General features: G+C 64.6%; 14 protein-coding genes, 1 tRNA gene and 1 pseudogene. 6 read left to right on the top strand and 10 right to left on the bottom strand.

Going from position 1 to position 20,557, the window contains the following annotated elements:
• Window positions 1-179: 179 nt before the first annotated feature.
• From AUL28_RS06385 to AUL28_RS06370, 4 genes are all read right to left on the bottom strand, one after another.
• Window positions 180-830, bottom strand: a complete 651-nt coding sequence (locus tag AUL28_RS06385) for a 5'-methylthioadenosine/S-adenosylhomocysteine nucleosidase (protein WP_062231084.1) — start codon at window positions 828-830, stop codon at window positions 180-182.
• A complete protein-coding gene (locus AUL28_RS06380; protein ID WP_062231083.1) occupies window positions 827-1,279 on the bottom strand; it encodes a TspO/MBR family protein in 453 nt (150 codons plus the stop codon). Before AUL28_RS06380 ends, AUL28_RS06385 begins: the two co-directional genes overlap by 4 nt.
• The gene (locus tag AUL28_RS06375; protein ID WP_062231081.1) at window positions 1,276-2,574 is read right to left on the bottom strand and encodes an RsmB/NOP family class I SAM-dependent RNA methyltransferase; all 1,299 of its coding nucleotides are present in this window, start codon (window positions 2,572-2,574) and stop codon (window positions 1,276-1,278) included. Before AUL28_RS06375 ends, AUL28_RS06380 begins: the two co-directional genes overlap by 4 nt.
• A 144-nt stretch (window positions 2,575-2,718) precedes the next feature.
• Entirely contained in the window at window positions 2,719-4,227 is a 1,509-nt protein-coding gene (locus tag AUL28_RS06370; RefSeq protein ID WP_062231080.1) for a catalase, read from the bottom strand.
• A gap of 99 nt (window positions 4,228-4,326) precedes the next feature.
• On the opposite strand from AUL28_RS06370, the gene AUL28_RS06365 reads away from it, so the two are divergent.
• A complete protein-coding gene (locus AUL28_RS06365; RefSeq protein ID WP_062231078.1) occupies window positions 4,327-5,274 on the top strand; it encodes a hydrogen peroxide-inducible genes activator in 948 nt (315 codons plus the stop codon).
• A 19-nt stretch (window positions 5,275-5,293) separates the two neighbouring features.
• Here the strand turns inward: AUL28_RS06365 and guaB are convergent, their stop codons facing one another.
• Both guaB and AUL28_RS06355 read right to left on the bottom strand, forming a co-directional pair.
• On the bottom strand, window positions 5,294-6,799 hold the full coding sequence (guaB, locus tag AUL28_RS06360; RefSeq protein WP_058600220.1) for an IMP dehydrogenase: 1,506 nt from the start codon (window positions 6,797-6,799) through the stop codon (window positions 5,294-5,296).
• Window positions 6,800-7,066: 267 nt separating this feature from the next.
• Window positions 7,067-8,092: an MBL fold metallo-hydrolase gene (locus tag AUL28_RS06355; protein WP_062231075.1), complete on the bottom strand. Its 1,026-nt coding sequence runs from the start codon at window positions 8,090-8,092 to the stop codon at window positions 7,067-7,069.
• A gap of 399 nt (window positions 8,093-8,491) precedes the next feature.
• Between AUL28_RS06355 and AUL28_RS06350 the strand changes: the two genes are divergently transcribed.
• Window positions 8,492-9,880, top strand: a complete 1,389-nt coding sequence (locus tag AUL28_RS06350) for an MFS transporter (RefSeq protein ID WP_062231073.1) — start codon at window positions 8,492-8,494, stop codon at window positions 9,878-9,880.
• A 61-nt stretch (window positions 9,881-9,941) separates the two neighbouring features.
• Here AUL28_RS06350 and AUL28_RS06345 read toward each other — a convergent pair whose 3' ends face one another.
• A complete protein-coding gene (locus AUL28_RS06345) occupies window positions 9,942-10,688 on the bottom strand; it encodes an RlmE family RNA methyltransferase (RefSeq protein ID WP_062231071.1) in 747 nt (248 codons plus the stop codon).
• Window positions 10,685-12,148, bottom strand: coding sequence for a Ppx/GppA phosphatase family protein (locus tag AUL28_RS22015; protein WP_156419910.1), 1,464 nt, complete (start codon window positions 12,146-12,148; stop codon window positions 10,685-10,687). Before AUL28_RS22015 ends, AUL28_RS06345 begins: the two co-directional genes overlap by 4 nt.
• 410 nt (window positions 12,149-12,558) lie before the next feature.
• Between AUL28_RS22015 and AUL28_RS06335 the strand changes: the two genes are divergently transcribed.
• The 4 genes and pseudogenes from AUL28_RS06335 to AUL28_RS22005 all read left to right on the top strand — a co-directional run bounded on the left by AUL28_RS06335 (window position 12,559) and on the right by AUL28_RS22005 (window position 17,234).
• A tRNA-Gln gene (locus AUL28_RS06335) sits at window positions 12,559-12,632 on the top strand.
• A gap of 42 nt (window positions 12,633-12,674) precedes the next feature.
• Window positions 12,675-12,887 (top strand): annotated as a pseudogene (locus AUL28_RS23660) (DUF6538 domain-containing protein); the annotation flags it as partial.
• 6 nt (window positions 12,888-12,893) lie between these two features.
• Window positions 12,894-14,510: a site-specific integrase gene (locus tag AUL28_RS22010; RefSeq protein ID WP_192843409.1), complete on the top strand. Its 1,617-nt coding sequence runs from the start codon at window positions 12,894-12,896 to the stop codon at window positions 14,508-14,510.
• 81 nt (window positions 14,511-14,591) lie between these two features.
• Complete coding sequence (locus tag AUL28_RS22005; RefSeq protein WP_082640294.1) at window positions 14,592-17,234, top strand: replication endonuclease; 2,643 nt, start codon at window positions 14,592-14,594, stop codon at window positions 17,232-17,234.
• A gap of 12 nt (window positions 17,235-17,246) precedes the next feature.
• Here the strand turns inward: AUL28_RS22005 and AUL28_RS06315 are convergent, their stop codons facing one another.
• Both AUL28_RS06315 and AUL28_RS06305 read right to left on the bottom strand, forming a co-directional pair.
• Window positions 17,247-18,182 carry a DUF3102 domain-containing protein gene (locus AUL28_RS06315; protein WP_062231065.1) on the bottom strand — a complete coding sequence of 312 codons (936 nt, stop codon included), beginning with the start codon at window positions 18,180-18,182 and terminating at the stop codon, window positions 17,247-17,249.
• Between the two features lie 1,031 nt (window positions 18,183-19,213).
• The gene (locus tag AUL28_RS06305; RefSeq protein ID WP_156419907.1) at window positions 19,214-20,491 is read right to left on the bottom strand and encodes a plasmid recombination protein; all 1,278 of its coding nucleotides are present in this window, start codon (window positions 20,489-20,491) and stop codon (window positions 19,214-19,216) included.
• Window positions 20,492-20,557 lie beyond the last annotated feature (66 nt).

Genomic DNA, 20,557 nt, shown 5'->3' with positions numbered 1-20,557 from the left:
CTCGCGCTCCGGACTGAAGGCCGAGAGCGGTTTGTCGCGCAAGCGTCGTCCTGCTGCGGTCCAGGCGTCATTCTTCGCCCTTGTTTCCCACCGCGACGGAGCCTTCCTTAGGAAACCGATTCTCGCGCTGCATCGGGGAAGACCACGAAAGGCCGGAGGGACTGCCCCTCCGATCCCTTTCAAACCGTCAGCGTGCCCTCTTCGAGGCCGCGTTTGAGATGATCGAGGGCCATCGCCAGCTCGCGGTCGAGCGTGGGAAGAAGCGCCGTCCAGTCGGTGTATTGGCGCAGCTCTTCCGCACCGTCCGAGATGCCGCGAAGGGCCAGAAGGGGAACCGCGAAGCGATGCGCCGCGCGCCAGACGGCGAAGGTTTCCATGTCGACCATATCGGCGTCGATCGTCTCGTAGCCGAGGCCGGAGACGACGTTGCCGCCGGTGGACAGCCGCGCGGCCGGAATGCCGGGCAAGGGCGTTGCAAGCGGCACGGCGACCGGGTGATCCACCAGCGGCGTCACGCCCTTGGTGAAGCCGAGCGGCGAGGCGTCGATATCGCGCCAGGAGACGCTGGAGGCCTGATAGACACGGCCCTGCTCCAGATGGCGCGCGCCGGCCGAGCCGAGCGAAACCAGGAGATCGGGCGGCGTGCCCTGATCTTGCAAGCGCTGAAGGGCGATGCCGGTTTCGAGCGCGGCCTCGATCGGGCCGATGCCGGTCATCAGCGGGCGGATGCGTCGCTGAAGCTCCGCGCCATATTCGGCGGGAGCCGCCATGACGAAGAGAATGCGGCGTCCGCTCCAGATCTCGACGGCGTGGGTGGTGGCTTCGCTCATCCGTTCAGCTTCAGGATCGCGGCGTTGAGAAGCGACGCGTAGGACACCCAGACGGCATAGGGCACGAAGCACCAGAAGGCGAAGCGATCCCTCTCGCCGGTTCGTCCCAGGAATATCAGGATCGAGGCGAGCAGTCCGAGGATCACGACCAGCGCCGGCAGGGTCGCATGAGCGTTGAAGAAGAGCGGCGGCCATAGGAAATTCAGCGCCATCTGGATCACCCAGGCCGAGAGCGCCTTGCGATTCTTAGACTGCCAGATGCGCCAGCCGGCGAGCGCGATCAGCACATACAGCACCGACCAGACCGGCGCGAAGATCCAGTCCGGCGGATTGAACCAGGGCTTGGCGAGATGGCGATACCATCCGTCCGGCCGCGCGATCGTGCCGATCCAGGCCCCGCCGCCGAGCGAAACGGCGAGAAAAACAACGAGCGAAAGGACCGACTTCATGCCGCGCGCTCCAGCATGGCGAAGAAGAAGCCGTCCGTTCCCGAGCGCAGCGGCGTCAAGGTCAGCACAGCGCCATCCGCCAGTCGCTCGGAATGGTAGGATGTCGGCGCGTCCGGCAGCTTCTCGGCCCAAATGGCCTCGGCGTCGCACAGACGAAACTCGGGATGGTCTGCGACGAAAGCCTCGACGCGGGTGGCATTTTCCTCGCGCAGCACCGAGCAAGTGACATAGGCGAGACGGCCACCGGGCTTCACGAAGGCCGAGGCTTTTTCCAGAACTGTGTCCTGTTCGGCCATGCGCTTTTGCAGTTGCGACTCGCTCAGACGCCATTTCGCGTCCGGCCGCCGGCGCCAGGTGCCTGCGCCCGTGCAGGGCGCATCCACCAAAACGAGATCCATCGTCCCGTGCAGCGGAGCTAGATCGTCGCGGGGGCTGTGAACTTCGACGCCCTCTGCCCCGGCGCGTGCGAGGCGATCCCAAATCGGCGCAAGGCGCTGGCGGTCGGCATCGAAGGCGTGGATTTCGGCGGCGTTGCCGCTGGCGGCGGCGAGCGCCAGCGTCTTGCCGCCCGCGCCCGCGCAATAGTCAAGAATGCGCGTGCCAGCTTGTGCGCCCGCCAGCAGCGCGGCGATCTGCGAGCCTTCGTCCTGAATCTCGAACAGGCCGGTCTGGAAGCCGCGCTCGACCTGCACATTGGGGTGCCGCCCCTCCCCCTCGATCGGCGCGATGCGCAGGCCCCAAGGCGAGAGCGGTGTCGGCTCGGCCGCGAAGGGCTTCAGGTCCGCCAGAACGTCGTTTCGCTCCGCCTTCAGCAGATTGGCGCGCATGTCGAGCGGCGGGCGGTCCGACAGGGCGCACGCTTCCGCGATCCAATCGTCGCCGAGCGAAGCCTTGAGCGGGCCGGCCAGCCAGTCCGGCACATCGGCCGCGACGGCCTCGGGCGCGTCCTCCAGGCTCTCGCTTGAAAGAAAACGCTGGAGCACGTCATCGCTCGGCAATGGGGGCGCGAAACGATCGCCTTCCAGCGCGGCGCGGAGGTCAGCCTGCGCATGGCCCGCGTCGAGCACGGCGCCGAAGACCAGCGCGGGTGGCGCTTCGCTTCCCATGCGGTGCGCCAGCGACCGGCGGCGGCGCAAGACATCATAGACCATGTTGCCGATCGCCGATCGGTCGCCGGAGCCGGCAAAACGATGGGCGAGGCCCCAGTCCTTCAACGCGTCGGCCACCGGACGGCGGCGTGCCGTCATGTCCTCGATCACCTCGACCGCCGCCGCGATCCGTCCGCCCAGCCGCATGATGGCTCCTTCTTCGTATCTCTGACCCGCTTGGTAGTTTCGCGGCCGCGCTTTCTCAAGCCATCGGCTCCAAGGCCATGGCGTAAAAGCAAAAGGCCGGGATTGCTCCCGGCCCTCTTCATCTTGGTTCGAGCGTAGCCGCGATTACTCGGCGGCCGCCGCCGAATGGCTCGTGGTCAGGCTCGCCTGCGCGTCGTCGCGGCCCTGTTCGGACAGCGCCTTTCGCACGCCCGCGCCATAGGCCGGATCGACCTTATCGAAATGGGCGAGCTGACGCTCCACGATGAACTCCGGCACGCCCTGCATGGCGCCGGCCAGCGTCTTGAACAGGCGCTGCTTGTGCGCATCGTCGAACAGGTTGAACAGCGCGCGCGGCTGCGAATAGTGGTCGGCCTCGGCGCGGTACTCGTAGCGCCCGACCTGGCCGCTATAGCGGTGCGGCGGCTCTTCCACGCTCGGGTCTTCCACCGGGCCGCCGAACGAGTTCGGCTCGTAATAGGCGTCCGGGTTGGTGCGCAGGCCGAAGGGCATGGAGCCGTCGCGGTTATAGTGGTTCACCGGCGAACGCGGCTTGTTCACATCCAGCGACTCGTAATGGACGCCGATGCGGTAGCGATGTGCGTCCGGATACGAGAAGAGACGACCCTGCAGCATCTTGTCCGGCGAGAAGCCGATGCCCGGCACCACGTTGGACGGGTTGAAGGCGGACTGCTCGATCTCGGTGAAGTAGTTGTCCGGATTGCGGTTCAACTCCATCTCGCCGACGCGGATGAGCGGATACATGCCGTGCGGCCAGACCTTGGTCAGGTCGAACGCGCTCCAGCCGGTCTTCTGCTCGAACTCCTCGGCTTCCATCTCAGGCATGACCTGAATGTACATGGTCCACTTCGGGAAGTTGCCGGCCTCGATCATGCCGTAGAGGGCTTCCTGGTAGGACTCGCGAGACTTCGCGATGACCTGCTCGGCTTCCTCGTTGGTCAGCGTCTTGTGGCCTTGCTGGGTCTTGAAGTGGAACTTCACCCAGAACCGCTCGCCCTTGTCGTTCCACAGCGAGAACGTGTGCGAACCGTAGCCGTTCATGCGCGAGGGGTCGACCGGGATGCCGCGGTCCGACATCAGGATCGTGACCTGATGCAGCGACTCGGGGCACAGCGACCAGAAGTCCCACATGGCCGTCGCCGAGCGCAGATTGGTGCGCGGGTGGCGCTTCTGCGTGTGGATGAAGTCGGGGAACTTATAGGGGTCGGCCACGAAGAACACCGGCGTGTTGTTGCCGACGATGTCCCAGTTGCCTTCCTCGGTGTAGAACTTCAGCGAGAAGCCGCGCACGTCGCGCTCGGCATCCGCCGCGCCCTGCTCGCCGGCGACCGTCGAGAAGCGGGCCAGCATTTCGGTCTTGCTTCCGACCTTGGCGAAGACCTTCGCGCGCGTGTAGCGCGTGATGTCGTCCGTGACGGTCAACGTGCCGAAGGCGCCCCAGCCCTTGGCATGGACGACGCGCTCGGGAACGCGCTCGCGGTTCTGATGCGCCAGCTTCTCGATCAGCTGATAATCTTCCAGAAGCACGGGGCCGTTGCGGCCGACGGTCTTGGCATTCTGGTTGCTGGAGAGCGGCGCGCCAGCCGTCGTGGTAAGCCGCGGTCTGTCGGTCATGGAAACCTCCGTCCTTGAAGTTGGAGCCATTCCAATCCGATTCCCTCGATAATTTCCAATCGTATTTCCAATCTCTCCCGATCAGTTTATCTGATCGACATGCTCACGCTCCGCCAGCTCCGCTATTTCGAGGCTCTCAGCGAGACCCTGCATTTTGGGCAGGCCGCGCGCCGCCTCAACATCTCGCAGCCCGCGCTTTCGGCGCAGATCGCTCAGCTTGAGGAGTATTTCGGCGCAGCCCTGTTCGAGCGCAGGTCCACCGGCGTCGCGGTAACGCCGGAGGGCGAGCGGGTGAAGCGGCGGGTGCGGCGCATTCTGGCCGAGGTGCGCGACCTCGAAGCCCTGACGCAGGCCCATGGCGAGCTTCTCGTCGGCCAACTGCGCATCGGAATCATCGCCTCGCTCGCGCCCTATCTTCTGCCGGGTCTTCTGGCGGAACTCGCGCGCTCCTATCCGCGCCTCACGGTCGGCGTGCGCGAGAACGTGACGGCAGTGCTCGCCGACGAGTTGGCGCGGGGTGATCTCGACTGCGTGGTTCAGGCGCTGCCGGTGGAGCGCAAGGGAGTGTCGACCATTCCGCTCTGCGAGGACCCGTTTCTGCTGGCCGTGCCGGAAGGGAGCGGCGATCGCATCCCCGCCCCCGTGTCCCCCAGCCAGCTGGAGAGCGAGCGCCTGATTCTCTTGGAAGAAGGTCATTGCCTGCGCGATCAGGCGCTGGATGTCTGCCGCATCGCGGAGCAGCGCGATCTGGCGACGCTCGGTGCCACCAGCCTTAACACGCTGATGCGCATGGTGGCGGGGGGCCTAGGCGTAACGCTCGTGCCGCAAAGCGCGGTCGAGACGGAAGCGCGCGCCGGCGGCATCCGCTTCCTGCCCTTCGAAACCCCCGCTCCCTCGCGCCATCTGGCGCTCGCCTTCCGCACCTCGTCGGGCCGGCGCTCCGATTTCGAGCGTCTCGCCGAGATGATCCGCGCCTGCCTCGGCCCGGCCGAGGGGAGCGGACACGAAAAGGCCGGCGATACCCAAGCACCGCCGGCCTCGATCTGATCAGAAAATTTTCGAGCGATTAGCCGCCGAAGCCGGGATAGTTGGGGCTTTCGCGGGTGATGGTCACGTCATGGGCGTGGCTCTCGCGCAGACCCGCGTTGGAGATACGCACGAAGGTCGCCTTCTCCCGGAACTCTTCCAGCGTCGCCGCACCCGTATAGCCCATGGCCGCGCGCAGGCCGCCGGTCAGCTGGTGAATCACATTGCCGACCGGGCCCTTGTAGGGCACCTGTCCCTCGATGCCTTCCGGCACGAGCTTCAGCGTGTCGCGCACTTCGGCCTGGAAGTAGCGATCGGCCGAGCCGCGCGCCATGGCGCCGACCGAGCCCATGCCGCGATAGGCTTTGAACGAACGGCCCTGGTGCAGATAGACCTCGCCGGGGCTTTCCTCGGTGCCGGCCAGAAGCGAGCCGACCATGGCGGCCGACGCGCCCGCCGCCAACGCCTTGGCAAGATCGCCGGAGAACTTGATACCGCCATCGGCGATGATGGGCACGCCGGCCTTGTCGGCCACCGCCACCGCATCCATGATCGCGGAGAGCTGCGGCACGCCGACGCCCGCCACGATGCGCGTGGTGCAGATCGAGCCCGGCCCGATGCCGACCTTCACGCCGTCCGCGCCCGCGTCGATCAGCGCCTGCGTGCCACCCGGCGTCGCGACATTGCCGGCGATGATCTGCACTTCGTTGGACATCTTCTTGACGCGCGCCACGGCGTCCAGCACCCGCTGCGAATGGCCATGCGCGGTGTCGATGACGATGAGGTCGATCCCCGCGTCGATCAGGCGCTCGGCGCGCTCGAACCCGTCATCGCCGACGCTGGTCGCGGCAGCCGCGAGCAGACGGCCCTGCGCGTCCTTGGCGGCGTTGGGGTTCAGCTGCGACTTCTCGATGTCCTTGACCGTGATGAGGCCGATGCAATGGCCCTCGCCGTCCACGACGAGGAGCTTCTCGATGCGATGCTTGTGCAGAAGGCGCTTGGCCTCGGCCTGATCGACATTCTCGCGCACGGTGATGAGATTTTCGCGCGTCATCAGCTCGAAGATCTTCTGGCGATCGTCGGAGGCGAAGCGCACGTCGCGATTGGTCAGGATGCCGACGAGCCGGCCCTTGGTCTGGCCGCCCTTGCCGCCATTCTCCACCACCGGAATGCCGGAAATACGGTGGACCTGCATCAGCGTGCGCGCGTCGCCCAGCGTCGCGTCGGGGCCGATGGTGACGGGGTTCACCACCATGCCGCTTTCGAACTTCTTCACCTGCCGAACCTGCTCGGCCTGTTCGGCGGGCGTCAGGTTGCGATGGATGACGCCGATGCCGCCGGCCTGCGCCATGGCGATGGCGAGACGCGATTCCGTCACCGTGTCCATGGCGGCGGAGAGCATCGGAATGTTCAGATGCAGCGAGCGGGTGATGCGGGTGCGCACATCGACCTGCCCCGGCATGACCTCGGAATGACCCGGCTGCAGCAGCACGTCGTCGAAGGTGAGCGCAAGCGCACCGGTGGCTGTTTCGATGATGCGAGCCATGGGCCAGTCCTTAAATGGAATGCGGCGCCTGGAAGGGCGCCGGATTGTCGAGGATTGGCACGGGCTCGTAGCACGGTGTCCGGCGGAAGGAAAGCCGCCGGGCGCAGAGCCTGTTTGACAACCCGACCGGGTCGGCCCGGCGGGTCCTTTTCGCCCCTGTTTCGTTGCCAATCCTCGCCGATGCCACCGGCATCGACTGCGTTTGGCGCCTCACAGGAACAAAAACTCCCTCGCCGGCCCTCAGCCGGCGCGTTGCCAAACAGGCTCTCAGTTGGAAACGAGGGTCTGGTATGTCTCCGGCACGAAGCGGAACGCGTCCCCCTCCGCCTGCACATAGCCGATCCCCGGAAACGGCAGGTGATAGCCGATCAAGGGTGTGCCCGACTCCGCGAGCTTCGCGGCCCAGCGCCGGCGCGTCTCGGCGGCCGCTTCCTTGTCCTGGTCGAAGCGCACATGCCAGTCCGGCTTCTGGAAGGACACGACGAACTGCGAGAACGTATCGGCCGTCAGCACCACGGTCTTGTCGCCCGAGCCGACCTCGAAGCAGAGCATTCCGGGCGTGTGGCCGAAAGCGGCGCGCGCCACCATGCCGGGCACGATCTCGCCGCCGTCCTCCACCAGCCGGGTCTTGTCCTTGAAGGGTCCGAGCTTCGTCTCGACCGCCTTGGCATTCTCGGCGCGCGGACCGTTCTTCGCCTCATCTGAAGTCCAGAATTCCATTTCCTGTCGCCCGACGACGATCGACGCGTTCGGGAAGGCCGGCGCGTCTCCCTCTGTCAGGCCGCCAATATGGTCGCCATGCAGATGGGTCAGCGCGACGACATCGATGTTCCCAGGCTGGAAGCCGGCCGCCTGCATCCGCTGCCGCAGAAGGCCCATGCCATTGGCGCGCCCGCCCTCGCCAAAGCCGGTATCGACCAGCACCGTCTTTCCGCCGGTTTCCACGATGACGACATTGAAGAAATTGACGAAGCGATCACGCGGCAGCCGGTTCGCCGCCATGAGATCGCCCACAGTCTCGGCGCTCTGGTTCTCGCCGAAGGTCGGGTGCGGACCCTCGCCGGGGCGAACGCCATCGAGGATCACCGTGACGCGCGCGTCGCCCAAGGTGAAGCGGTGCCAGCCGGGCGCCAGGGGATGCGTGTCTTCGCTCGTCATGCTCGTCTCCGATCTTGCCGTGCCGGCCGCCGAGTCCTGAGCCGCAGCGGGGCCTAGCCCTAGGCTCGTGGCCGCCAGACCGCCGGCCGCCACCATGATCGCCTCGCGGCGGTTGAAACGTCCCGTGTTCGGCATGGCCGTTCTCCCTCCAAGCTAGGCATCCCGGGCGAAAGGGCCAGGTGCCTCCAGCATGTCACCGCGAATGTCAGACCAACATGCGATTTGAGTGGGGCGCGGCAAGGCGCTCCCCTTTTCGTGAAAAGCGCATCATGTCATTTGAGGCGAGCAACGCTTCCCTCTTCCCGCCGTTGTTGCGGTGTCCTTGATGCTCAATGGCGCAGGGTACGAGTCGCGCCGGCTTCGTTCGTGGCCCGACCGGAGGCAGCGGGGTTCGCCCCCTGCGTCAGGCCAGCCGGACCCCGAAGGAAGCCGGAATGCGCGTCCCGGCGCCAGCCCGGGCGGGCGTGATGGCGGGTCCGCCCGCCTTTCGCCTGTTCGGATACAGCCGTTCCGCCCCTTTCGGATTCTCGTCCCGTGAAACGCATCGTCCCTGTCGTCCTCGCCGTCGCGCTGTTCATGGAGAACATCGACTCGACCGTCATCGCGACCTCGCTCGCGACCATTGCCCGCGACATCGGCGCAAGCCCGATCGCCCTCAAGCTCGCGCTGACGAGCTATTACGTCTCGCTCGCCGTCTTCATCCCGATCTCGGGCCGCATGGCGGATCGGTTCGGCGCGCGCGCCGTCTTCCAGATGGCGATCGGCATTTTCATGCTCGGCTCGCTGGCCTGCGGTTTTGCCAATTCGCTGGAAGGCTTCGTCGCCGCGCGCTTCCTCCAAGGGATCGGCGGCGCCATGATGACGCCGGTCGGGCGGCTGCTTCTCGTTCGCGCGGTGCCGCGCTCCGACCTTGTAAGTGCCATGGCCTGGTTCACCATCCCGGCCTTGATCGGCCCGCTGATCGGCCCGCCGCTCGGCGGCGCGATCTCGACTTATGCCAACTGGCGCTGGATCTTCTTCATCAACCTGCCGATCGGCGTGATCGGAATGATGCTGGCGCAGCGCTTCCTGCCGTTCATCGAGCCGATCCGCGACACGCAGTTCGACTGGCCAGGTTTCGTGCTGTCGGGTCTGGCGTGCGCGGGCGTCGTGTTCGGTCTGTCCGTCGTGTCCCTGCCCGCCTTGCCGCCGTCGGTGGGTGTCGCCACGACCGTGATGGGCCTCGTCTTCGCGCTGATCTATGTCAGACATGCCCGTCGGCACGAGCGGCCCGTGGTGGAGCTTCGTCTCTTTCGTATTGCGACCCTGCGCGCGGCCGTGGTCGGCGGCGGCCTGTTCCGCATCGGGGCGGGCGCCGTGCCGTTTCTGTTCCCGCTCATGCTCCAGCTCGGCTTTGGCTATTCGCCCTTTCAGTCTGGCCTGATCAGCGCCGTGTCGATCGGCGGGGCGATGATGATGAAGACGCTGGTGAAGCCGATCCTGAAACAGTTCGGCTTTCGGGTGACCCTGCTCAGTGCCGCCGTCGTGGGCGGCGTCCTCATGGGCGCGCTCGGCTTCTATCGGCCTGACATGCCGCTGGCGGTGCTGGTGCTTCTTCTCCTGATCGGCGGCTTTTTTCGCTCGCTCTTCTTCACGGGCGTCAACACGCTGGCCTTTGCCGACGTGCCGCAAGCCAAGACCGGCGACGCGACGGCACTTCTGGCCGCGTTCCAGCAGGTCGCCATTGCCGGCGGCGTCGCTGTGGCCGGCGCCGTGCTGGAAGGCAGCATGATCTGGCACGGGCGCGACAGCGCGATGCTTGGCGACTTCACGCTCGCCTTCTTCGTGGTCGGCGTCGTGACCGTGCTTTCCACCCTCGCCTTCCTGCGCCTGCCGGCCGATGCCGGGGCGGAGGTCGCGGGGCGGCGCGTTCCGGCGGAATAGGACAATACCCACAAAAAAGGCGGCCTTCGGAGCCGCCCTTTTTCCATATCGCTGGCGTTGATCAGGCCTCGTCGCCCGTCTCGTACTCGGGCTCGCTGTCGTCGCCTTCCGCGTCGGGCTTGCGCCGGCCGCGAAAATCCTTGGCGAGCACGTAGAGTTCCACCGATCCGTCGCGCGACGCCGGCGGCTTCACATGATGGACCGAGCGGAAGTTCTTCTTGAGAAGCGCCAGAAGCTCCCCTTCCGTGCCGCCCTGGAAGGTCTTGGTCAGGAAATGGCCGCCCGGCCGCAGCGTGCGGATCGCGAAATCGGCCGCGACCTCGCACAGGTGCAATGTGCGCAGATGGTCGGTGCGGCGGTGGCCCGTGGTGGGCGCGGCCATGTCCGACAGGACGATGTCGGGATCGCCGCCCAGAGCCTCGATCAGGCGTTGGGGCGCGCTGTCGTCGAGAAAGTCGAGTTCCAGAATCGTCGCGCCGGGGATCGGATCGACCGGCAGATAGTCGATGCCGACGACCCGCGCGTCGTCTGGCTTGGTCGCCGTGCGCTCCACCGCGACCTGACACCAGCCGCCCGGCGCGGCGCCGAGATCGACGATCTTCATGCCCTTCTTCAGGAGCTTGTAGCGATCGTCCATCTCGATCAGCTTGTAGGCCGCGCGCGAGCGGTAGCCGTCCGCCTTGGCGCGGCGGACATAGGGATCGTTCAGCTGGCGCTCCAGCCAGCGGCGGGAGGACACTTTCAGCCCACGCTTCTTCTTGACGCGGACCGTCAGCCCGCGATCGTCGCCTCGTCCTGAACCTGTCACGCGTCCGATCCTGCCTGTCCTGTTCCTGCCAAGTGGGATGCCGGGCGGCGCCACACGCCGTCCGCCACCATCATTTCCGTGAGCAATCCCTCACGCAGCCCCCGGTCCGCCACCCGAAGGACCTTGGCCGGCCACACGCGCCGGATGGCCTGGAGAATAGCGCAGCCCGCCAGAACCAGATCGGCCCGATCCGAGCCGATGCAGGGGTTGGCGACGCGCTCCTCGAAGCTCCAGCCGAGCAGCTTGCCGACGAGGCCGTCCACGTCCCGGTCGTTCAGCCAGAGCCCGTCCACCTGCCGCCGGTCGTAGCGCTCCAGCCCCAGCTGGATTCCGGCCAGCGTCGTGACGGTGCCCGAGGTGCCCAGGAGATGGAACCCGTCCCGTCCCACGAGGTCGGCGAGCCGGTTGCGGCCGGGAAAGGCGTGAATCATCGCCTCGACTTCGCGCACCATATGCTCGAACAGTTCGGGCGTGACATTGCGCCCACCGTGTTTCTCAGCCAGCGAGACGACGCCGACCGGCAGCGAGGTCCAGGCCACGATATTGTTGGCGAGCCGGCGATTGGTGCCGCGCCGGAGGTCCAGAAGCGCGATTTCCGTCGAGCCGCCGCCAATGTCGAACAGAACCGCGCCGCGCGCCGATCGGTCGATCAGCGAGCCGCAGCCGGACACGGCCAGCCGGGCCTCGGTTTCACGGCTGACGATCTCCAGCCGCAGGCCCGTTTCGCGTTGAACGCGCGTGATGAACTCGCGCCCGTTGGCCGCCGATCGGCAGGCTTCCGTCGCGATCAGCCGCGCACCGCGAATCTCGCGCGCCGACAGCTTGTGGCTGCAGATTTCCAGCGCCGCGACGGCGCGATCCATCGCGGTCCCCGCGAGGCTTCCCGTACGCCCCAACCCCTCGCCCAGGCGCACGATGCGCGAAAAGGCGTCGATGACACGGAACTGCCCGGGCCTTGTCGGCACCGCGATCAGGAGCCGGCAATTGTTGGTGCCGAGATCAAGCGCGGCATAAGCCGGCACACGAGGCGCACCATGCGTCGCGGCAGATCGGCTTGGCGCATGAGGGGCAGCCGGAGCAGTCGGCGCCGGGCTTGGCCGGCCGGACGCCGGGCCAGCGGGCTGCGCCGCCGCCGGGAACCCTGCGCGGCCCTTGCGGCGGCGGCGATTCTTGCCCTGCCCCGGCCGCGCGCCAGGTGGCCCTTTACGTTCGCGCAGCACGCGCTCCGCCTCCGCCACCTTCGCGCCCAGCGCTGGCGGCAGCTCGCGAAGTGCCGATCCGCCCGGAGGCGGTGCGGCAGGCGCATTGGTCTTGCGTCGACGGCGCTTCTGGCGCTTGGACGGCTTTCCGGCAGCTGATGGAGATGCATGGGAGCCAGCATTGGGCGCGCCGCGCTGCGGCCGGGCGGAGGCACGCGCCTCTCCCGTCTCCGCGCCCGCGCGCTCGCCGCCTTGCGACATCTCACTCGATCCGTCTCGCCCGAAAGCCTTGTCGTCCTTTACCTTGGCAGCTCCTCGACCTTCTCTCGTCTCATGGTTCACTTCATATCTCCGGAGCGGCGTTCGGCCTGCCCCCTCGGCCCCCGTAGGGCCGCTTTCGTTGGATAGAAGTGTAGCCATCCGTTGTTTTTACACAAGGCACCCTTTCATCCAGCGGGCCGACACTCCACGATTTCCCTCGGTTTCCTGGCCCTCATCGCCCGGTCGGATCAGCCAGAGCCTCTCCTGATCGTCTCGTGGCGACGGCAAAGCTCAGAAAGGCGATTGACGCCCCCGCACGAATCGACTACATCGCCATTCATCGAACGGCGGTCAGCGAAACTGATCGAACGGATCGAAAGCGGATCTCTCGAAACGATCTGCTCTCCTGCTGGGGAATAGTTTAAGGGTAGAACAGCGGACTCTGACTCCGCTAGTCTTGGTTCGAATCCAGGTTCCCCAGCCAAAACGTCAAATGAATTCAGTTATTTAGCGCGATTTGCCCGTGATGTGGATACCCCCACACGGCACCCCCACAAGCGGGCGCGCAATGGCAAGTTATCTGTGCCGCGAAGGCAGCACCTTTCTGTTTCGACGTCGGGTCCCGTCAAGGCTTCACGGTCGAATCGGGGTTCAAGAACTATACCGGAGCTTAAAGACCGCCGTGCCACGACTGGCTCGGCAGCGAGCCGCTGTGATGTTTCTAACGTCAGAAAAGCTTTTCGAGATGGCAGACGACGATACGCTTTCCGATGAGGACATTCAGGCGGCTGTGAGACTCTGGCTCTCGGAAGATCATTGGAGGGAGCAGCTTAAGCGATCCCTGTATGATCGAACACCGGGTGATCTCCGTCGAGAACATCAAGACCTGCCCCGTCGGATGGTTGAAGTTGGGGCAAGCGAGGAAGACGGACTCACTCCACTGTGGTCGCGACGTCAGGAAGCCGATGCCGCCCTGTCGAACGCGGGTTATGTTCGCCAGGACGATATGGCGGTTCTGGACCAGAAGGCCGAAGTTATGGTCCGAATGCTGACGGAACTCGTCGACAAACGAATGCAGGAGGTGTTTCGGCCAGATGCGCTTCCCTCAACTGCCCACACTCCCCTTCCAACTGGTCGGCAGACGACACACGGTCAATCTTTTAAGTCCAGTCTGAAAATAAGCGAGCACATCGATACGTGGATTGATTACATCAAGAAGCCGGGCGACGATGGCCGCAAAGCAATTCCAGAGCATCACTGCAAGCAGAAGCGCGTTTCAATTCGTCTCCTCACTGAAATCATCGGAGACAAGTCCGCAGATAGCTTCAATCGTGAAGATGCGAATGAATTTCGCTCTGCCCTATTCAGGCTACCTTCATCGCATGGGAAAGGAAATCATGTTCATGCACTTCGAGCGATCGAGGTTGCGGCTTCATCGAGTAGTCCCAAGTTTTCTTCAAAGACAGTCAAGAGGCACTTTTCCGCTCTGAGAGGATTCTGGGAGTGGCTTCGTGATAACAATCACTTTGGAGATCAGCCAATACCATTTGCAGGGCACAAGTTTTATGGAACTAGCTCAAGAAAGTCAGATCGAGATGATTGGTCTGTTGATGACCTTGAGCGGCTTTTCAAATCCAACGACTTCAGATCGGCTCCGAAGGATAGCGCCCTGCACTGGCTGCCTCTTGTGGCGCTGCACTCCGGCATGCGGCTTGAAGAGATTGCCCGCCTGCGGGTCGCAGAGGACATCATCATGGAGGGCGGATTTCCCAGCTTCAAAATACAGGTTCATCCGGATGGATGGGACCCAAAAACCGAAGCAGGCGATCGCGTCATTCCCGTTCATCCTTGGCTTATTGAACATGGCCTGACGCACCTTATTGAAAGCCGTCGGAGCAACGGAAGCCTACGGCTGTTCGCCGACCTCCGCCCTACCGGAGCCGAAGGAAACCTAGGCGCTGATTTCAGTCGGACATTCTCCCGACTTAAGATCGGCTTAGGAGTTGGCAAGAAGACAGTTTTTCATTCTTTCCGACATACATTTCGTACGGAAGTTGAGACTTCTGACATCGACGAGAGATCGATCGATGCTGTCATGGGGCATGAAGGAAGCAAGAAGAGCGAAGGTGCAACCTATACGAAGCGCGTGTCTGCTACAAAGCGGCGCAAGGTTGTCGAGGCCTTCAAATCGCCACTTCCCCTAGATTTTCTAAATGCAGAGAGCTTCAGCTTTCACACATCAGCCCGCCCCAAACGGATCGCAAAGGTGAAGCTGCCGCGCCGCGCAGCAGCCCCGGGACGCTTGCCCTTGACGCTTGCTTCACCGTCGAGCCCAATGGAAACGCCCCCATCAACGAGCTAGCGGCTCTCCGGGGGCGTGTCCAACAGGCAGGATGATGATGTCCATAGGCTGTACACAGGTTAAGACCGCCCGCGATAGCGGGTGATCCCCCGGCTCGATCATACCTCGATCGAGCCGACGCCCCCCCACCCCTCCCAAGCCAAAATTGTTGACGCGCTCCCGCAGCGCCTAGGTTTTTCGCATTCCGAATCCTTCGGATGTCGCGACGAAAACCAGCAGCGGGTCATCTGGCTTCGCCCCAAGGCAATCGCCGAGTTGCCGTTCATCGGCAGAAATGGCCGCGAGCGCAGCGCGCGCGTCCAGGCTGTCTTCGCAGGCGACCTAACACGAGGCACCCTTCTTGCCGCGGGTGCAGAGGCCGATCTTCAGACGCGACGTCACCATGCCGAGTGCGAAGCCTTCGACGAAGGGAGATGGGCCGAGCCAACTGGCTCTCAGTTTGCGCTCGACGAAGAAGAGCTTAACCCAGATCGGATCGCGGACAGACTGCCTCGCAAGCTCGGAGAGTTTTTGAGGCAGATGCCCGAGGCTCGTCGGCGAGAGCGGCAGAAGGCCATCGTGGACTATGTCGGCTTCAACAACCTGGACTTGATTGGCCTTGACCCGGCAATGCTGGCCGCTCGCGCGAAGACCGAGGCTCAGAGATATGCAGCTAGGTTCCCCGGGAGGGATGCCAATGCGCAGCTTGCCAATCAGCAGCCTGTTCATCGGAAGGGACGTTGCGAGAAATGGCAGCGCCGTCGATTGAAGAAGGTTCAGAGACGAGCGCTGGCATATGTCGAACAGGCTGTCGGTGCCGTCGGCGGCGCCAACGTGCCAGGCCGTCCGCTATACGTCTCCGACTACGCTATGGACCTTCATGAAGCGGATGTCCGGCGAACCGAAGAAATCCTGGAATCCCTCCGGCTGATCTGCGTCGAAGATCCCACCGTGCAGATACCGATGGCCGAAATCAACAAGCGGGCGAAGGCTGCCGACGTCGCGAAACGCCGACTGCTCATGGATGCGATGCTAACACGATGGACATCGCTGGGATGGTGGACGGTTTGGATCACCATCACTCTTCCGGGGCGTTACGTCGCCACGTCGACGAACGAAGGCAAGCGCGCGGAGGCATGGAATCCCGTGCTCGGACCTGAGGAAGCCTCCGCGGCGATCCAGGACATGCACCACCGTACCATGGCGCTCCTTCGGGAGCGTGGCATCCGGCCGTCGGGATGGTGGAACGCGCAGCCGCAGCAGTCTGGCAGCCCGCACCGCCATCTTCTCCTCTCGTGCCCGAGGTTGGAGGATGCGCGCGCGGTCTGTGACGCGTTCTGGTCGCGGTTCTCGTCGACACCACCGGAGCAGCGCAGTTCCGAACGCCGCCGTGAAGACCCCGGCTGTAGCGCCTACGTCATCGGCGACACCGATCCCAGATACGCGCCCCCTGTCGGTCAGAACGGGACCATTGAGAGCCCAGAGTCAGTTGCTCGGTACTCGGCGCGATATGCCACCCGTCTGGAGAACACTGAGGCAGGAGGGACGCATGGGGACGAACAGAGGCGCTTCGCAGCATGGAAGAAGCTGCGCCGCGTACGCGGCCACACTTGGGTCGGCTTCGATGCAGGACGATCCCCGTCCGACCTTTGGGACACGCTCTGGGCAGCTTCGACGCGGGAGGGGGAAGACCCCGTCACGCCGAGGATGCGGCTTGCGGTCGGGCTGATGCGCGAGATACGGCAGGCAACCGACATCGCTTCAATCGCCCGCGAGCGTGCGAAAGCGGCCGAGAACGATGACGATCGAAATGTCGAACTTTCCTTGGCGAACTCGGAGTCCGCCAAAGCAGCGGACTTGGCACGACACGCGTGCATCGCTGTCGGCATGTGGCCGGATCGAGACCTCGACCCTGTCGAGCTTGAATGGCTGCGGGGTGAGACCAAAGAGGTCGATCCTCTTCCCCCGATGCCGTTCCGAGAACTAAGGGAAACGTCCTATCGCGAGACCCGGAGCGTCACCGTCGGAGCCGTCGCTCCCGAGCTTCGCTTCGTTCTGCCTGAGCGCATGTCTGCCGCTGCGCTCCTTCCGATTGCCGACGCTTGCGGCGTGAGAATCGATCGGCCATCGGGGAAGTCGAAAATTCGGCCGGGTCAGATCATGCGGGCGCTGAAACTGGCTGGGTTCGGGCTTTCCCGCCGTCCCAACGGCACGCGGATCGGTTTCGACCTTTCCGGCGAATTCATTCGAAAGGTCGAGAAGGAGTGGCGCGTTGTCGACGTGGAGACCGCGTGCGTCATGGTAGCAGAAGCAGCCGCGAACGCTGAGGCCGTCGAACGCATGCAGGCCGAAGCTTCGGCGAAGGCTGCCATGGAGTCCCGCGACCGCGTGAAGGCGGCGATCGAGCGCGAGCGGCAGATGCGCCAGTCGCCGGAGTGGGTCGAAGCCGAGCGGATGTCGATCGTTGAAGGAATCCGAAACCGGAACCGTCGATCGCGCTCCCGCCTTGAAAAGCTGTCCCTGCGCCTGAAGAAGGCGGGCCGCATGACGCCTGCTAAGTCCCGCCAGCATCTAACCGACGAGCCGGAAGCCACCAGCTTTCAGATAGTCCCACCGACCCAAGAGAAGAGGCCTCCGGCCCCGGCGACCGAAGGGGGTGGTGTCCATGCTCCGCCACCGGATGGATCAAGGGCCGCTAGAAGGCCCGTAAAGGACCCTCAGGACAACACGAAGGGGCCGTCATGAGGTTCCGGCCGTCTACTCGTCGAGGACGGCTCGTAGGGCCGTTTCTGCACGTTCAAGGAATGCGGGCAGTTTCGAGGCTGGCAGTTTCTCCCAGGCTATCGCTGAGGCAATATCGGCCAGGACCCCCGCGACGTCAGCCCACGGACCCGGCTCGTGGACCTCTCGGCTCAGAAATGTCCTATGAACGAGATGCGTGCTCGATACCGCGCTGCGCTGCGATAATTGTTCCAGAGCGTCGACGAGCCATTGCGCATCGTCGCGCACCTCTTTCTCAAGGGTCTTTTTGCTGACCGGCCGCGCGGTGGATGCCATCTCCTGCGCGCGCTGCACCTGACTAAGAACCCCTGCGAGCCGATCAACGACCGCCGAGATCAATTCCGAATGTCCGCGGTCTGAAAGCTCCTTCAGTGACCGCATCGCTGCCTTGCGCCCCCGCAGCACCTTCTCTGGGCCAGTTGGTTCAGCTAAGCGCTTCGCTTCTCTCGCACGGTTTAGATGAACGTCGATCACGTCCTCAACCGCGACAACCGTCAGCTTCTCACCGTCGCGCACCCGATCAAGGACATCCTCAACGGCTGCATCTGGGGCAGACGCAAGACGCAGGATGGAGGTCGGCGCAAGCGCGAAATCGAGTTCGGCAAAGAGAGCGGGCATGGTCCCAAATCGCGCGTACATCGCCATACAACCCCGGGACCAAGTCTCCGACATTCCGGTTTCGCTAACGAGCCACATCGTCCAAATGCCGTGCGGCACCTTCGGCTTACACTCAATGAGCTTTTCGCCGACGACGCACATCGCTTCGGTGAGAGACACCAATCCTTTGCGCAGTTCTTTTGCCGCGGCCTGCAAGAACTTGCGGGCGCCCGCGTCTGGGATCAACGCGTAGTCGAAGCGGGCTGCGGCTGCTCCCCTGTCCAGAAGGCCGACGACTTTGGTTGATTTCGCCATATCACGTCCTCTTCTATGGACCTCGACGCTGGCCGCACCTCGGGCAAGGGACCGATCCTGAACATGCATAAACCCGCAATCATTGCGGATTTGCACCATGAGGGTTGTGGTCGTTCACTCGCGTGCCTCCCTGCGCCACCCCTCGCTTCGCCCATTCATGACCTGAACCAGCCAAGGGAACGGCGGAAGGGGACCGAGGCTCGGTCGCTGCGCTCCCTGCGCCCGCACCACTCCCCTTCCGCCGTTCCCTCGTCCGGTTCTTAACGGTCACGGGCGAAGCGAGGGGTGGCTCCGGGAAAGAGGTCACAGGATGGGAAAGAACGGCGTCGGCTGCAAGGAGCAGCCGACGCAATGCCCTGCAAGGGGCTGGCTCGGGGTTTCCAGGAAAGAGGACTACATCCGCCCCGTTGGTCCTCCATGCGCAGCCGGAGACATCGATAGAGCCTCGAGTGCAGCCGCTTCGTCCTCGTCCGCCTGGCGAAACGCTGCATCCTGCCAACGCTGGAGGATCTCCGCGATCGAGAGGTGCGGGCGCGCCCAGACAGCAAGCTGCATGTAGTCCTGTCGCAGAAGCTGCGCGGCAACCCAGCTTCGAAGCAGCGTTTCCCCGGGCGGGATGAGCGCAAGCACGGCAGCCTCAGCGTCCTTCCGTGCCGACGGCCGTCGAAGGTCGCGAAGAAGCCGCGAGAGCGTCGGACGCCTTCCACGATAGCGATCGGTGCTGCGCGGAACCGACGGCAGCCAAGGCCCTGGCATGCCAAGCTCGTATTCGTTCGGCGGGCGGGAAGGACTTCCATCCTCGTGCGCAGCCGCCCCGGCCGCGCGTCTTGGAGCCGACGGGATCGCGAACACCATACCGAACATGTCCGCTACGAGGGACGCGAGGAGGACGATCAGGAAGAGCAGGTCGGCAACGGCAGCACTTGCCGGGTTCCGGCGAGCCTTCGATCGTGATCGACGAGCCTTCGCAAGCGCTGCGTTCCAGCATGTCCGCCCGCGCCTGTTCCTGTCATGCCGTCGCTCATCGTTTCTCATTTCCGCCTCCCCATTGATGGTGCCTGCCGAGGATCATCCCGCGGCACGCCTGGCACCATTGCGGCGATCGTCCGGCGAGCGGTATCGCGTTCAAGGGCGACGAGGCGCACGGCGTCCGATGCCGCCTCGGCACGCGCCTCCGCAGAGCGCCGCGCTTTCACCTCCAGCACCAGACGGCGCGCAAGGTCCGTAGCTTCGGCCCGAACCGCAGAAACCTCCGTCTGGGCCTCTCGACGAACAGCCGACCAGATTGAAGACCTTCGCAGACCATCCCACAGGCTTCGGATGCGGGACCCGAAGGACCCGATGCGACGAGCCTCCTCGGCAGCCCGGATCGAGATAGCATTCGCCTCTTGCTGCGCATTTCGAACACGTTGGACCGACCGATCCTCTGCCTCCTTCGTGGCCCTCAAGGCAGCGGCGGCAGAGGCTTGATGTCGACGCGTATCGGAAATGATTTCCGATGCCTTGCGCCCGATCTGGTTCGCTTTGGTCACGGCCCCGCTGACGATCGCCACGGCCTTCGCATCGGCAGCCCGGCCCTCTGCGGTGCCCAACTCCCTCGCGGTCTTCAAGGCTGCCGCAGCGGTCTGCTCGGCCTGCCATGCGGCCCGGGTCAGGCGACGACGGCCGGGGCCTAGGCGAGCTAATCCCGAGGGAAGGCCGACGAAATGCCAGTACGAGTCCTGCCACTCCCGCATTGCCTGGCGGTACGCCCGATCACCCGCCTTGTTCGCAGCCGCTCCGTCTCCCGCAGCCGCCTCGGCGGTTGCCCGTCGCTTCGCCTCGCTTCCCGGATGCAGGCGCGCCGCGCGCAGCTCTGGGTCCGACGGAACAATGAAGGCGTGAAGGTGCGGGTGGGATTCGTCGACGTGGCGAACGACTGAGAGCAGGGCATCACCATAGAGGTCGCGCAGCCAGGCGACGGTGCGAGCTTCCCATGCAGCGACATCGGTGGCAGTGGAGGGCTGACAGCGAACGTCGGACATCTGCGCAGGATGGCTTGCCACGACGGTGAGTAGGGTATTCTGATCCTTGCGGATCGCCCTTGCCTTCCCGCCGACGGGAACGGTTCGGGCAGCGGCAGCCTGCTCATCGTGCAGCAATCGGACACGGTCGATGTCGACCCCATGTACGACTTCCGGCGGCTGCGGAGCGGTGACGTGCGCGCACGCATCGAGCTTCCGCGCAGCTTCGTCAAAGACGAACGCCGTGCCCCGGCCATCCCGCCCCTTGCGGCTGAAAACTTCGAGGTGAACGAATTGGTAGGCCATGGGAATCCCGACGGGACACCGTGTCCCGCCACCATGGTTGCCCACCGGCGCGGAATCCCAAAAGGC

This window comes from Aureimonas sp. N4, assembly GCF_001463925.1.
GTDB classification, from domain to species: domain Bacteria; phylum Pseudomonadota; class Alphaproteobacteria; order Rhizobiales; family Rhizobiaceae; genus Aureimonas; species Aureimonas ureilytica_A.
This window is presented reverse-complemented; position numbering and strand designations above follow the sequence as displayed.

Bases quoted from the DNA above. Each gene is read 5' to 3' on its own strand.
- AUL28_RS06385 (WP_062231084.1), bottom strand. From the start codon at position 830: ATGAGCGAAGCCACCACCCACGCCGTCGAGATCTGGAGCGGACGCCGC.
- AUL28_RS06380 (WP_062231083.1), bottom strand. From the start codon at position 1,279: ATGAAGTCGGTCCTTTCGCTCGTTGTTTTTCTCGCCGTTTCGCTCGGC.
- AUL28_RS06375 (WP_062231081.1), bottom strand. From the start codon at position 2,574: ATGCGGCTGGGCGGACGGATCGCGGCGGCGGTCGAGGTGATCGAGGAC.
- AUL28_RS06370 (WP_062231080.1), bottom strand. From the start codon at position 4,227: ATGACCGACAGACCGCGGCTTACCACGACGGCTGGCGCGCCGCTCTCC.
- AUL28_RS06365 (WP_062231078.1), top strand. From the start codon at position 4,327: ATGCTCACGCTCCGCCAGCTCCGCTATTTCGAGGCTCTCAGCGAGACC.
- guaB (WP_058600220.1), bottom strand. From the start codon at position 6,799: ATGGCTCGCATCATCGAAACAGCCACCGGTGCGCTTGCGCTCACCTTC.
- AUL28_RS06355 (WP_062231075.1), bottom strand. From the start codon at position 8,092: ATGCCGAACACGGGACGTTTCAACCGCCGCGAGGCGATCATGGTGGCG.
- AUL28_RS22015 (WP_156419910.1), bottom strand. From the start codon at position 12,148: ATGTCGCAAGGCGGCGAGCGCGCGGGCGCGGAGACGGGAGAGGCGCGT.
- AUL28_RS22010 (WP_192843409.1), top strand. From the start codon at position 12,894: ATGGCAGACGACGATACGCTTTCCGATGAGGACATTCAGGCGGCTGTG.
- AUL28_RS06315 (WP_062231065.1), bottom strand. From the start codon at position 18,182: ATGGCGAAATCAACCAAAGTCGTCGGCCTTCTGGACAGGGGAGCAGCC.
- AUL28_RS06305 (WP_156419907.1), bottom strand. From the start codon at position 20,491: ATGGCCTACCAATTCGTTCACCTCGAAGTTTTCAGCCGCAAGGGGCGG.